At 61.1% G+C, this 12,603-nt stretch carries 13 protein-coding genes; 4 read left to right on the plus strand and 9 right to left on the minus strand.

Going from position 1 to position 12,603, the window contains the following annotated elements; translation table 11 throughout:
* Positions 1 to 95 precede the first annotated feature (95 nt).
* The 6 genes from pyrH to NKH42_RS18575 form a co-directional block, all read right to left on the minus strand.
* Entirely contained in the window at positions 96 to 818 is a 723-nt protein-coding gene (gene pyrH / locus NKH42_RS18550; protein WP_023674934.1) for a UMP kinase, read from the minus strand.
* A gap of 409 nt (positions 819 to 1,227) precedes the next feature.
* Complete coding sequence (gene tsf / locus NKH42_RS18555; RefSeq protein ID WP_352471655.1) at positions 1,228 to 2,151, minus strand: translation elongation factor Ts; 924 nt, start codon at positions 2,149 to 2,151, stop codon at positions 1,228 to 1,230.
* A gap of 119 nt (positions 2,152 to 2,270) precedes the next feature.
* The gene (gene rpsB, locus NKH42_RS18560) at positions 2,271 to 3,068 is read right to left on the minus strand and encodes a 30S ribosomal protein S2 (protein ID WP_254817316.1); all 798 of its coding nucleotides are present in this window, start codon (positions 3,066 to 3,068) and stop codon (positions 2,271 to 2,273) included.
* Positions 3,069 to 3,272: 204 nt separating this feature from the next.
* A complete protein-coding gene (locus NKH42_RS18565) occupies positions 3,273 to 3,551 on the minus strand; it encodes a DUF4031 domain-containing protein (RefSeq protein WP_352508484.1) in 279 nt (92 codons plus the stop codon).
* Positions 3,552 to 3,594: 43 nt separating this feature from the next.
* The gene (locus NKH42_RS18570) at positions 3,595 to 4,893 is read right to left on the minus strand and encodes a lysophospholipid acyltransferase family protein (protein ID WP_352974346.1); all 1,299 of its coding nucleotides are present in this window, start codon (positions 4,891 to 4,893) and stop codon (positions 3,595 to 3,597) included.
* A 133-nt stretch (positions 4,894 to 5,026) separates the two neighbouring features.
* A complete protein-coding gene (locus NKH42_RS18575) occupies positions 5,027 to 5,854 on the minus strand; it encodes a cell envelope integrity EipB family protein (protein ID WP_023674927.1) in 828 nt (275 codons plus the stop codon).
* 138 nt (positions 5,855 to 5,992) lie between these two features.
* On the opposite strand from NKH42_RS18575, the gene NKH42_RS18580 reads away from it, so the two are divergent.
* The 4 genes from NKH42_RS18580 (at position 5,993) to NKH42_RS18595 (ending at position 9,006) form a co-directional block, all read left to right on the plus strand.
* Entirely contained in the window at positions 5,993 to 6,457 is a 465-nt protein-coding gene (locus NKH42_RS18580; protein ID WP_352508482.1) for a RidA family protein, read from the plus strand.
* A 14-nt stretch (positions 6,458 to 6,471) separates the two neighbouring features.
* A complete protein-coding gene (locus NKH42_RS18585) occupies positions 6,472 to 7,200 on the plus strand; it encodes a glycerophosphodiester phosphodiesterase (protein WP_352508481.1) in 729 nt (242 codons plus the stop codon).
* 40 nt (positions 7,201 to 7,240) lie between these two features.
* Positions 7,241 to 8,455: a GNAT family N-acetyltransferase gene (locus NKH42_RS18590; RefSeq protein ID WP_352508480.1), complete on the plus strand. Its 1,215-nt coding sequence runs from the start codon at positions 7,241 to 7,243 to the stop codon at positions 8,453 to 8,455.
* Positions 8,456 to 8,574: 119 nt separating this feature from the next.
* Entirely contained in the window at positions 8,575 to 9,006 is a 432-nt protein-coding gene (locus NKH42_RS18595; RefSeq protein ID WP_352508479.1) for an HIT family protein, read from the plus strand.
* 94 nt (positions 9,007 to 9,100) lie between these two features.
* Here the strand turns inward: NKH42_RS18595 and clpA are convergent, their stop codons facing one another.
* From clpA to NKH42_RS18610, 3 genes are all read right to left on the minus strand, one after another.
* Positions 9,101 to 11,569, minus strand: a complete 2,469-nt coding sequence (gene clpA / locus NKH42_RS18600; protein WP_352751692.1) for an ATP-dependent Clp protease ATP-binding subunit ClpA — start codon at positions 11,567 to 11,569, stop codon at positions 9,101 to 9,103.
* A 6-nt stretch (positions 11,570 to 11,575) separates the two neighbouring features.
* A complete protein-coding gene (gene clpS, locus NKH42_RS18605) occupies positions 11,576 to 11,902 on the minus strand; it encodes an ATP-dependent Clp protease adapter ClpS (protein WP_023717744.1) in 327 nt (108 codons plus the stop codon).
* A 274-nt stretch (positions 11,903 to 12,176) separates the two neighbouring features.
* A complete protein-coding gene (locus NKH42_RS18610; RefSeq protein WP_023674920.1) occupies positions 12,177 to 12,506 on the minus strand; it encodes a phasin family protein in 330 nt (109 codons plus the stop codon).
* Positions 12,507 to 12,603 lie beyond the last annotated feature (97 nt).

The following is a 12,603-nucleotide window of genomic DNA, read 5'->3' on the forward strand; positions in this document are numbered from 1 at the left end:
ATCGTCTCCTCGACCCGTTAACCCGGGTTCACTGCTTAGGGTAAGCCCTGTTCGAGCCTCATCCGCAACCGATCCCTTTCGGGTTCATGGTCCGGTCAATCGTCTGCGACGACCGTGCAACGGCCGCCACCCCTCAGGATATCGCCGAAACCACCCTTCTCGTGGATCGAATAGACGATTATCGGAATGTTGTTTTCGCGCGCAAGTGCAATCGCCGCCGTATCCATGATCGAAAGCCCGCGTTTGATGACTTCGTCATGGCTGATCCGCTCGAAACGTGTCGCGTGCGGGTCCTTCTTGGGATCAGCCGAATAGACACCATCGACCTGGGTGCCCTTGAACAGAGCATCGGCTCCGATCTCGGCGGCGCGAAGGGCTGCAGCCGAATCGGTGGTGAAGAACGGATTGCCGGTGCCGCCGGCGAAGATAACGACCTTGCCCTGGTTCATGTAGGCGGTCGCCTGACGCTGCGAAAAACTTTCGCAAAGCTCGGGCATGGCGATCGCCGACAGCACCACGGCGTCGACGCCGATCTTGTTGAGCGAGGTGCGCAGCGCCAGCGAATTGATGACGGTGGCAAGCATGCCCATATGGTCGCCGGTGACGCGGTCTCCGCCTTTTGACGCGACTGCGACGCCACGGAAGATGTTGCCGCCCCCTATGACGACACCGACTTCGATGCCCAATGCGCGGGCCTCGGCGATGTCGGCGGCGATGCGGTCGACCACCGATACGTCGATGCCGAAATGCTGCTCGCCCATTAACGCTTCGCCCGATGCTTTCAGCAAGACACGTCGGTAGAGGGGCTTCACCGTCATCTGGTCCTCGTCATCGTGCGTGTGACGCGTTTCGGTGCGCCCCGAAACACTCGGCGTTCCGATACACGAAGGGCGCCACGATGTCACGCGGCGCCCGAGCCCGAAAACTCTCTTCCAGCTTCAGCTTACACGGCAAAAGCACCTTGCATGAACGGGTTCGGCATGTTGCCAGCCGGCTTGTCACCGACTGTCTGACCTCCGGTAAGGCCATCCTGTATTTCCGAGCCGAAGAACGAATACGAAAAAGGGTGTGAAAGACCGGCTCACCGCATCGAGCCGTGCCCGAAGGTCCTGCGCAATGTCGAAATCGAGCGCGCCGAGGTCGTCCTTGAGTTGATCCTACGCCGCGCAAGAATCGGCCGGGCATCCTCGCGGACACCCGGCCGAAAAAGACTTTTAAACGAATAGTTTACTTCTTGACCGCTGCCGCGACTTCCGCCGCGAAATCGGTCTCTTCCTTCTCGATGCCCTCACCGAGCGCGAAGCGCAGGTAGGCAGCGATTTTGGCTGGCGCGCCGATCTCGCTTTCGGCATCCTTCAGCGCCTTCTCGACGGTGATGTCGGGATTGAGCACGAAAGCCTGCTTGAGCAGCACGACCTCTTCGTAGAACTTGCGCAAACGGCCCTCGACCATCTTCTCGATAATCGCTTCTGGCTTGCCGGACTGGCGTGCCTGGTCGGCGAAGATCGCCTTCTCGCGCTCCACCGCGGCCGGATCGAGCTCTTCAGTGGTCAAGGCCATCGGATTGGTGGCAGCGACATGCATGGCAACCTGACGGGCGAAGGCGTTCGCGGCATGCGCGTTGCCTGTCGTCTCGATGGCCACCAGCACGCCGAGCTTGCCAAGGCCGTCGGCGACCGCATTGTGAACGTAGGTTGCGACAGCGCCGTGCTCGACGGTGAGCTTGGCCGAGCGGCGGAAGCCCAGATTCTCGCCGATGGTGCCGACGGCGTCCTTGATGGTCTCGGCGACCGACTTGCCCGAGCCCGGATAGGGAGCGGCGGCAACGGCTTCGGTCTTGCCGCCATAGGCAAGCGCGACCTTCGCGACATTGGCGACGATCTCTTGGAACGCAGCATTGCGGGCAACGAAGTCCGTCTCGGAATTGACCTCGACGATCGCTGCCTCGCGGACGCCCGAATCGACGCCGATCAGGCCTTCGGCAGCGGTACGGCCAGCCTTCTTGTCGGCCTTGGAAATGCCCTTCTTGCGCAGCCAGTCGATGGCTTCTTCCATATTGCCGTTGGTCTCGTTCAACGCCGCCTTGCAGTCCATCATGCCCGCGCCGGTCAAGTCGCGGAGTTCTTTGACCTGTGCAGCCGAAATGCTCATTGTCGCCTCTTTGTCTAAATGCACTGACGCACCATCGATTTTCGATGATGCGCCTGGTGCCGGTAGCGCTTACCGCGCCAACATATTGGAAAGATGAAGGCCGCAGCCGGCCTTCGCTACTATGCTTCCGGGGTCTGGGCTGCCGGGCTCTCGGCGGCCGGGGTCTGCTCGAGCGCCGGCTCGACCGGAGCCTCGACCGATGCGCCGATATCGACACCGAGCGCGCCCTGCTGACGGGCGATGCCGTCGATAGCTGCCTTGGCGATCAGATCGCAATACAGCTGGATGGCGCGGGCCGCGTCGTCATTGCCGGGGATCGGGAAGTCGATCTTGTCCGGGTCGCAGTTGGAATCGATGATGGCAACGACCGGGATGCCGAGACGCTTGGCCTCGAGAATGGCGATCGCTTCCTTGTTGGTGTCGATCACGAACATCAAATCGGGCGTCGAACCCATATCCTTGATGCCGCCCAGCGCCTTGTCGAGCTTTTCACGCTCGCGATCGAGGTTGAGGCGCTCCTTCTTGGTCAGGCCCTGAGCCTCGCCGGCCAGCATCTCGTCGAGCTTGCGCAGGCGCTGGATGGAATTCGAGATCGTCTTCCAGTTGGTCAGCATGCCGCCGAGCCAGCGCGAATTGACATAGTACTGGGCCGAGCGCTGCGCGGCATCGGCGACAATGTCGGAGGCCTGGCGCTTGGTGCCGACGAACAGCACGCGGCCGCCCTTGGCAACAGTGTCGGAAACCTGCTTCAGCGCCTGGTGCAGCAGGGGCACCGTCTGCGAGAGGTCGATGATGTGGATGTTGTTGCGGGCGCCGTAGATATAGGGCGCCATTTTCGGATTCCAGCGGTGGGTCTGGTGGCCGAAGTGAATGCCAGCTTCCAATAGCTGGCGCATGCTGAAATCAGGCAGAGCCATTCTTATTTCCTTTCCGGTTAGCCTCCACGGACACAGGCATTTTTGGACTTTGTCCTCAAACGCCACCGGAGGTTTCAGCCGGATTTCTCCCGGGCAGACACCAAAGTCCGTGTGTGGAATGAGCGCGCATATAGAGGGGAAGCGCGACAAACGCAAGCGGTGTGGCGTCTTGCGGCTCAGCGTGCGGCGATCAGCGCACCGGTGTCATTGTCGCATCTTCCCCTTCGGCACCCGCACACGCCGGAAAACAGCGACGATCTCCTCGCGGGTGCATTCGATGGCGCCTAACCGCACTGCGCGGTCACGCTCCAGCCCGGTTATGTCATAATGCGGCGCCGATGTCTTGGGTGGCCCTTGATAGGACGAGCGCTTGACGCCGAGCTGCGCGGCGAAGCGATGCAGCTCGTCGGTATCGTCTGCCAGCAGATGACACCAGCGGTGGCCGACCCATTTCCAGATCGCCGCATCGACATAGACCGCCATGAGGTTTGCCGCACTCCTTCATCTTGCGCCGACCAACACGCCGCTAACGATGATAGAAGGGATTGGCACAGAAAATGAAGGCGCCGCCGGCCTCGAGTTGCGTCATCGTCCTGGTGACGGTCTCCTGCATCCGGTCGTGCAGTTCGGCGAGTGCCTCCTCTAAGGAGCCTTGATAGGCGTGCAAGCCAAGCGGCTCCGGTACCCGGACATAGGCGCGGCGTGGGCCTGCCGGCTGCGGCACGAAACGGTTGATCGTATCGCGCAGCGTACCTTTGCAATAGTCGTTGCGGATCCGCTTCAAATGTTCGGCGATCTCCTCCTGCGTGATGCGCGGATTGGCTGAGGCCCACGGCCCGACACGCTGCAGTCGCTGGATCGTATCTGCCAGCGTTCGGACCTGCGCCTGGTTTTCGGCGCCGTCTATGTTCTCCCGCAGCCAGCGCCGCGAGCGCCGCAAAAGCTCGGCAGTGTCGAGCGTGTCGGCGTCGACCGAGACAAGTTCAGCAAGGCGACGGCCGAGTTCCGCGAGCAGGTCTTTTTGACGTGCGTCATACGAAACCCGCTCATCGGACCGCAGGCCATATGCAGCCTCATCGCGCGACAGCAACGTCGCATAGATATGATGGATGCGCTCCGGCAGCGAATCGGCGGCACGGCGTTCGATCTTCAGGCTGTGCTCGACATAGGCACATTCCTTTGCCAGCGGTGCCTCGACATTCCCCGTGAAAGCAAGCTTCCAGATCACGGGCGCGATCCAAACCTTGAAATCCGGATCCGTCAGGCGGCCGCGCTTCAGCGCCTCGAACCGCATTTCGACCGCACCTGGCAGCAGCGGGGCAACGATGTTGGCATGCCAGCCGACACCGCCTTCGGGATGCAGGAGCACGCCGTGCCCCTTCAGCGCCCAGGCCACCGAATGTTCCTTGGCGGCCGCGCTGTTGCCCGGGATTTGCGCGATCAGATTGTTGGCCAACCAGAATTTCTGCATTAGCCGGCCAAGCCCGTTGACGACGCCGTGCGTGGCCCAGGATGCCGTCAGCGGGCTTACCCGCGAGACGACCTCCTTGTCGATCATCCAGTCGGTAAAGAATTCGGGATGGTTGGGCGTGATGAACGTCGCCTTGCCCGCACCGCAACAAGCCTTCAGCCTTTGCCGGTCATCCTCTGGAAAATAGATGTGGCGGACATTGGCGACGCCGCGCAAACCGGCCAGACGGTTGAACGGCAACAGGTCGCGAAAGCCTGGAATGCCGTGCAGCATGACAATTCGGTTGACGAACGTCATGGCCTTGATCAGCGTCGCATTGGGCCGCGGCGCCACAAAAACGTCGATCCTGCTCAACCTGCTCCCCACGGCGCTTACCGTCGTTAGGCGATGATGGGCAATTGCGGCATGCTCAAGTCGATACGACACGCCCGCAAGATCAAGCGCTACTATCCCGGATAGCGGCCGGCGGCTTGTCGTTGGTTCGAGCCTATTTCGACGGGCAGGTCTTTGGCTGATCGAACAGCGACAGATTGACCAGTTTGCCGGTCATCGAGAACTCGCCATAGTCCATGACGAGATCGCGCGTGATGCCGTTCTTGTGCAGCTTGAAGCTGATCCGGTATTCCGGCACCTCCTCGCCGCCTTTGTCGGCATCATCGAAATAGGCGATGTCGACCGGCCAGTATTTGTCGGTGGCGAGCTTGGCCAGCGCCGGCGCTTCCGGATCGGCGTTGTCGGCATCGGCTTGCTTGCCGACGACGACGGTGGTGGTCACCACCTTGTTGGCATCCTCAGAGCCGTCGAACAGGTTGGTTTCGTAGAAGCGCTCGCCCTTTTCCGCCTTGCCGATCATTTCGACCATTTGCTGGGTCGGGAACTGGGTCGGCGCGAGTTCCAGGCTGTTCTTCTCGGGCTTGTCGATATCGACCTTGAGACCGTTGGCCTCCTTCGTTGCGGTACCCTTGACCTCCTTGTCGAGGTTCTGGTCAACAAAGGATTTGTTCACGAAGGAGAAGGTCTTGCCCTCGGCGTCCTCAAAGGTGGTCATCTGCTGGTCTGTCAGCCTGGTGTTGTCGCTGGTTACGATCTGGGTCACCAAACGGAACTTTACCGTATAGCCCTCGCAAGGGGAGCCGTTGAACTCGTAGACCATGCGGCCAGTGATGCCGGTGATGCCGGAGCGGTCGGAGGCTTTGTCGAGTGAAATGTCGTAAACCGCGCGATGCGCCTGCAGCGCCGGCACCGCAAAAGCGGGAGCCGCCCAGGAAGCCGCTGTCAAGAGAACGGCGTTGAATGCGAGGCGCGTTGCGCGCATGGGGTGCTCCGATCATCGCGGCTAATGGCAGGCCGCATGGAAAGATGGTCCAGCTTAAAAAAAGTCGTGGCGGAAGCGAGGCAAAAATAGCAATTTCGGCCCGGCCTGCGCGGCACCTTCAAGCAATAGGGAAATAGCATGAGCGAAACAATCGAAAAGCGGCTAAGCGATCTCGGCGTGACGCTGCCGGCCGCCGCCGCGCCCGCCGCCAATTACGTGCCCTATTGCAGGACCGGCAATCTGCTGTTCACCGCCGGGCAGTTGCCGCTCAAGGACGGCAAGCTCCAGGCGAGCGGACTGCTTGGCAGCGATGTCGACACCGCGACCGGCAAGGAAGCCGCAAAATACTGTGCGATCAACATATTGGCGCAAGCCCAGGCAGCACTTGGCGATCTCGAGAAAATCCGTCGCTTGGTGAAGATCACCGTCTTCGTCGCCTCGGCACCGGACTTTGTCGAACAGCATCTGGTTGCCAACGGTGCCTCGGATTTTCTCGCCGCGGTGCTCGGCGATCGCGGCACGCACGCTCGCTCCGCCGTCGGCACCGCCTCCCTGCCGCTTAATGCCGCAGTGGAAATCGAAGCGATCTTCGAAGTCGAATGACCGGGACTGCAACCATGACCGATCTTTCCTGGCTGACCGCCCGGCCCGTCGCCCATCGCGGCCTCCACGACATGAACAAGACGCGCTGGGAGAACACCCTTTCCGCCTTCGCCGCGGCGGCCGAGCGTGGCTACGCGATTGAATGCGACGTGCACCTGTCTTCCGACGGCGTCCCCGTCATCATCCACGATGGCGATCTGCGGCGGCTGACCGGCGAAAACGGCTTCGTCTGGCAGCGTACGGCTGCCGAAATCACCGCGCTGAAGGTCGGCGGCACCGCCGACCATTTGCCGACGCTGCAGCAGGCGCTTGATCTGGTCGACGGCCGTGTGCCGATGGTTGTCGAACTGAAAGGAGCTGCCGGGCACGACGACGGCCTGGTCGAAAGCGTCGGTAAGATGCTCAAGCAATACAAGGGCAAGACTGCGATCATGTCGTTCGACCATTGGCTGATCCGAGAGTTCCCGAAATATGCTCCCGGCATACCCGGCGGGTTGACCGCCTACGGCAACGACAACCACCTGATCGAGGCGCATTTCGCCATGCTGGCGCATGACATCGCCTTCACCTCCTACGCCGCCGGCGATCTGCCGAACCGGTTCGTCTCCTTCGTGCGAGAAAAACTCGGCATGCCGGTGATCACCTGGACCGTGCACGACCGGCCTGCCGTCGACCTGACCTTCAAATATGCCGACCAGATGACGTTCGAAGGATTCGAGCCAGATCTGGTACGGCTTGCTTGAGCGGGCTTGTATGGGTCAGCAGCGAGCTTAAGTAAGCCTCATGGATCAAGGGGACGACTGCGAAAGACAAACGGCGAACGCGGAGCTGTCGATCCGCATCGCGGCGGGCATCGGGGCCTTTACCAGCGCTGAATGGGACAACCTCGGCGGCACTACACGCGGCGATGCCGAAAACGGCTACAACCCACTTGTTTCATTAGCTTTTTTGAGCGCGCTGGAAGATTCCGGCTGCGCTGTTCGGCGTACCGGCTGGCAAGGCCATCACCTGAGGCTGGAAACCGCCCGAGGCAAGCTGCTCGGGGCGGTCCCCTGCTATCTGAAGTCGCACAGCCAGGGCGAATATGTATTCGACCATGGCTGGTCGGACGCATTCGAACGCGCCGGCGGGCGCTACTACCCGAAGCTGCAATGCGCGGTGCCGTTCACGCCCGTCACCGGCCCTCGCCTGCTGGTCGGCAAGGGCGAGCACAGTCCCACCGTCAAGGCCGGTCTTGCGGCCGGCCTGAAGGCGGTGACGGATAAGCTCGGCGTGTCTTCCGCCCATGTCACCTTCGCGCCGGAGGACGATGTCCAGATATTCGCGGCGGCCGGTTTCCTGCATCGCACCGACCAGCAGTTTCACTTCTTCAACGAAGGTTTTTCGAGCTATGACGATTTTCTCGCGACATTAGCCTCGCGCAAGCGCAAGGCAATTAAGAAAGAGCGGCGCGAGGCGCTCGCCAACGGCATCTCGATCGACTGGCTGACCGGCAAGGATCTGACCGAAAAGGCCTGGGACGACTTTTTCGCGTTCTACATGGATACCGGCAGCAGGAAGTGGGGCCGGCCCTACCTCAACCGCGATTTCTTCTCCCTGATCGGCGAGCGCATGGCCGACGACACCCTGCTGGTCATGGCCAAACGCAACGGACGCTACATAGCGGGCGCCATCAACTTCATCGGCTCAGACGCGCTCTACGGCCGCAACTGGGGCTGCATCGAGGACCACCCATTCCTGCATTTCGAAGTCTGCTACCATCAGGCAATCGATTTCGCCATCTCGCGCAAGCTGAAGGTGGTTGAAGCCGGTGCTCAGGGCGAGCACAAGCTGGCGCGCGGCTACCGGCCCGTGACGATGCATTCGGCGCACTATATCGCCCATCCAGGTCTGCGCAATGCAGTGGCCGACTACCTCCAGCGCGAGCGGCGCGAAGTCGAGCGAATGAGCGAATATCTGGAAGAGCACACCCCGTTCCGCAAGGACATGGCGGAGTAGGGTAGCGAGCCCAATCGCCCAGCCGCGCGGGCCCGCACGGCCGATGTCGATCGATCATCTTGCCCGCCCGGAACAGCTTCGCTACACGAGACAGCGAGCCAAGAACCGGAGCGCGCGCCATGGCCGAAGCAACCTACGACAGCAGCAACATCTTCGCCAAAATCCTGCGCGGAGAAATCCCTTCGCATCGCGTCTACGAGGATGAAGCGGTCATTGTCTTCATGGATGTGATGCCGCAAGGACAGGGTCACACGCTGGTGGTGCCGAAAGCGCCGTCGCGCAACCTGCTTGACGCGGATCCGGCGGTGCTTGGCCCGCTCTTCGCTCACGTCCAGAAAGTTGCGCGGGCCGTAAAGAAGGCCTTCGATGCCGATGGCGTCACGGTTATGCAGTTCAACGAACCAGCTTCGGGGCAGACTGTCTTTCACCTTCACGTCCATGTCATTCCGCGCTTCGAGGGGATTCCCCTGAAACCGCACAGCGGACAGATGGAAAAGCCTGAAGTCCTGGCCCAGAACGCCGGCAAGATAAGGATGGCGCTGGCAAGCTGAACCGGCGCAAACTGCTCCGGCGGGCGCCGGGTGCTTAACCGGAGGGTGTCACAAAAAAAGCCCCGTTTCCGGGGCTTTTTTACTGGCTGGTTCGTCAGTTCTTACGCGGCAGTTGCGGCACGAGACTGCGCTTGCCGCCGTCCTTACCTTTGGGCTCCGGCTTCTGCGCCACCGCCTTTTTTGCAGCGGGCTTCTTCGCCACCGCCTTCTTGGCCTTCGGCACGTCGTCCGGCTCTTCCTTCTTCGGCTTCACCGGCGCCTCGTCGGCGAGCGATTCGAGCTTCAGGCCGGTCTCGCCGGTTTCCTTCTTCTCGACGGTGACACGCACCGTGCCGCCCTTTCTGAGCTTGCCGAACAGCACCTCGTCGGCCAGCGGCTTCTTGATGTGCTCCTGGATGACGCGGCCAAGCGGCCGGGCGCCCATGCGCTCGTCATAGCCCTTGTCGGCCAGCCATGCGATTGCATCCTGCGACAAGTCGAAGGTCACGCCACGCTCGGAAAGCTGCGCTTCCAACTGCATGACGAACTTCTGCACCACCTGATGGATGACCGGCACCGGCAGCGAGCCGAACGGAATGATCGCATCGAGACGGTTGCGGAACTCCGGCGTGAACAGCCGGTTGATCGCCTCGACATCGTCGCCTTCGCGCTTGGTCGAACCGAAACCGATCGCCGCGCGCTGCGCATCGGATGCGCCCGCATTGGTAGTCATGATCAGGATGACATTGCGGAAGTCGATCTGCTTGCCGTTATGGTCGGTCAGCTTGCCGTGGTCCATGACCTGCAACAGGATGTTGAACAGGTCCGGATGCGCCTTCTCGACTTCGTCGAGCAACAGCACGCAATGCGGATGCTGGTCGACGCCGTCGGTCAGAAGGCCGCCCTGGTCGAAGCCGACATAGCCGGGAGGCGCGCCGATCAACCGCGAAACGGTGTGGCGTTCCATATATTCCGACATGTCGAAGCGGATCAGCTCCACGCCGAGCGAGGCGGCGAGCTGCTTGGCCACTTCCGTCTTGCCGACACCGGTCGGGCCCGAGAACAGGTACGAGCCGATCGGCTTTTCCGGTTCCCGCAGGCCGGCCCGCGCCAGCTTGATGGCCGAGGTCAGCGCTGTGATCGCGGTGTCCTGGCCGTAAACGACGCGCTTCAACTCGATGTCGAGGCCTTGCAGCACCTTCTCGTCGTCTGCGGAAACCGTCTTCGGCGGGATGCGCGCCATGGTGGCGATCGTCGCTTCGATCTCCTTGATGCCGATGGTCTTCTTGCGCTTGGCTTCCGGCACCAGCATTTGCGAGGCGCCGGTCTCGTCGATCACGTCGATCGCCTTGTCCGGCAGCTTGCGGTCGTTGATGTAACGCGCCGAGAGTTCGACCGAAGCCTTGATCGCCTCGCTCGTGTAGCGGACCTTGTGGAACTCCTCGAAATAAGGCTTGAGGCCCTTCATGATCTCGATGGCGTCCTCGACCGTCGGCTCGTTGACGTCGATCTTCTGGAAGCGCCGCACCAGCGCGCGGTCCTTCTCGAAGAACTGGCGGAATTCCTTGTAGGTGGTCGAGCCGATGCAGCGGATGGCGCCGGACGACAGTGCGGGTTTTAACAGGTTCGATGCATCCATGGCGCCGCCGGAGGTGGCCCCTGCCCCGATCACGGTGTGGATTTCATCGATGAACAGCACGGCGCCGGGATAATCCTCGAGCTCCTTGACGACCTGCTTCAGCCGCTCCTCGAAATCGCCGCGATAGCGGGTGCCGGCCAGCAGCGTGCCCATGTCGAGCGCGAAGATGGTGGCATTGTGCAGCACTTCGGGAACGTCACCCTCGACAATGCGCTTAGCGAGGCCTTCGGCGATAGCCGTCTTGCCGACGCCGGGATCACCGACATAGAGCGGGTTGTTCTTGGAGCGGCGGCACAGCACCTGGATGGTCCGGTTGATCTCGCTCTCGCGACCGATCAATGGATCGATCTTGCCGGCCTTGGCCTTGTTGTTCAGGTTGACGCAATAGGCAGTCAGCGCGTCCTGCTGCTGCTTCTTCTTGCCGCCTTCCTCCTGCGGCTCGGCTCCGCTCTGGCTGCCCTGCTCGTCGTCGGCGCCGCGCGGGGTACGCGTCTCGGAAGCGCCGGGGCGCTTGGCGATGCCATGCGAGATGTAGTTGACCGCGTCGTAGCGGGTCATCTGCTGTTCCTGCAGGAAGTAAGCGGCGTGGCTTTCACGCTCAGCGAAGATGGCGACGAGCACGTTGGCGCCGGACACTTCCTCGCGGCCTGACGACTGCACATGGATCACCGCGCGCTGGATGACGCGCTGGAAACCGGCAGTCGGCTTGGAATCTTCATCGTAGCCGGTGACGAGATTGTCGAGCTCGGTGTCGATATAGGTGAGAACCGTATGCTTCAACTCGTCGAGATCGACGTTGCAGGCACGCATGACGGCCGCCGCCTCGGTGTCGTCGATCAGGGCGAGCAGCAAATGTTCAAGGGTTGCATATTCATGGTGCCGCTCATTGGCGAGCGTCAGCGCTTGGTGAAGCGCCTTTTCCAGGCCTTGGGAGAAAGCCGGCATGTTACCTCACTTCTTCTCCATCACGCATTGCAGCGGATGCTGATTCTGTCGGGCGAAATCCATGACCTGAGACACTTTGGTCTCGGCCACCTCGAATGTATAGACCCCGCACTCGCCCACCCCATGATTGTGAACATGAAGCATTATGCGTGTGGCGGCTTCGCGGTCCTTCTGGAAAAAGCGCTCCAGCACGTGGACCACGAATTCCATGGGTGTGTAGTCGTCGTTAAGAATGAGGACCCGATACAGACTGGGCTTCTTGGTCTTGGTTTTTGTGCGCGTGATGACGGCCGTGCCGCGACCGGCCTCATTGCCGTTGCTGCCGTTCTGCATTCGCACCACGTAGCTCGTGGCAGTCAAACCTGTAGTCACGTAGTCCTGCCTCTTTCGAATCCTCATGCATGCTCGACATGTAGGTGTTCGATGGACGATTTTAAGCCCTTCTGTTTAGCTGACAATATGGCTAGGTGGCCAAACTTGCCCGATTTTTCAAATCGTGAAGACCGTAGGCCCCCGATTTCGAGCTGGCATGAAAAAACCCGGCCGTGCGTTCGCGACCGGGTTTGTCTTTGCAAGCCCAGGGGCCGGCTCGGAATGTTCGTCGAATTTACTTCGCCTTGGCGACGATCGATTCGAACGGCTTGTAAGCTTCCTTGGCGAGTTCGGCATAGAGATCGCCAAGCTTGGTGGCCTCGGTGACGAAGCTCTCATAGGACTGCTTGGCATAGTCGGACTGGATCTCGATCGCCTTGTCCAGCGACTTGGCGGAAAAGAGCTTCTCGACAGCGGCGCTACCGGCTTCGAAGCTTTTCTTGGTGTACTCGCCCGCCTCGGCGGCGATAGCCTGTGCACCCTTGGACAGCGAGGCGAAGCTCTTCAATCCGGTGTCCGCAAATTCCTTGCCGTATTTGCTGAAATCTTCATAGGTCTGGGTCATTTCACGCTTTCCCTTGAACGGTTGCCTTGGACGATAGACGCGCCTTGTCGGGCCGCGTTGTGCAATGCGTGTAAATATATTGTGCAGTGCACAAAAG

Origin of the sequence: Mesorhizobium sp. M1142 (assembly GCF_040318565.1) — a bacterium.
GTDB lineage: Bacteria > Pseudomonadota > Alphaproteobacteria > Rhizobiales > Rhizobiaceae > Mesorhizobium.

What these genes read in the sequence shown, in the direction of transcription:
- pyrH (WP_023674934.1), bottom strand. Translation starts at nt 818, where the DNA reads ATGACGGTGAAGCCCCTCTACCGACGTGTCTTGCTGAAAGCATCGGGC.
- NKH42_RS18580 (WP_352508482.1), top strand. Translation starts at nt 5,993, where the DNA reads ATGAGCGAAACAATCGAAAAGCGGCTAAGCGATCTCGGCGTGACGCTG.
- NKH42_RS18575 (WP_023674927.1), bottom strand. Translation starts at nt 5,854, where the DNA reads ATGCGCGCAACGCGCCTCGCATTCAACGCCGTTCTCTTGACAGCGGCT.
- NKH42_RS18590 (WP_352508480.1), top strand. Translation starts at nt 7,241, where the DNA reads ATGGATCAAGGGGACGACTGCGAAAGACAAACGGCGAACGCGGAGCTG.
- NKH42_RS18585 (WP_352508481.1), top strand. Translation starts at nt 6,472, where the DNA reads ATGACCGATCTTTCCTGGCTGACCGCCCGGCCCGTCGCCCATCGCGGC.
- clpS (WP_023717744.1), bottom strand. Translation starts at nt 11,902, where the DNA reads ATGCAGAACGGCAGCAACGGCAATGAGGCCGGTCGCGGCACGGCCGTC.
- NKH42_RS18610 (WP_023674920.1), bottom strand. Translation starts at nt 12,506, where the DNA reads ATGACCCAGACCTATGAAGATTTCAGCAAATACGGCAAGGAATTTGCG.
- NKH42_RS18595 (WP_352508479.1), top strand. Translation starts at nt 8,575, where the DNA reads ATGGCCGAAGCAACCTACGACAGCAGCAACATCTTCGCCAAAATCCTG.
- rpsB (WP_254817316.1), bottom strand. Translation starts at nt 3,068, where the DNA reads ATGGCTCTGCCTGATTTCAGCATGCGCCAGCTATTGGAAGCTGGCATT.
- tsf (WP_352471655.1), bottom strand. Translation starts at nt 2,151, where the DNA reads ATGAGCATTTCGGCTGCACAGGTCAAAGAACTCCGCGACTTGACCGGC.
- NKH42_RS18565 (WP_352508484.1), bottom strand. Translation starts at nt 3,551, where the DNA reads ATGGCGGTCTATGTCGATGCGGCGATCTGGAAATGGGTCGGCCACCGC.
- clpA (WP_352751692.1), bottom strand. Translation starts at nt 11,569, where the DNA reads ATGCCGGCTTTCTCCCAAGGCCTGGAAAAGGCGCTTCACCAAGCGCTG.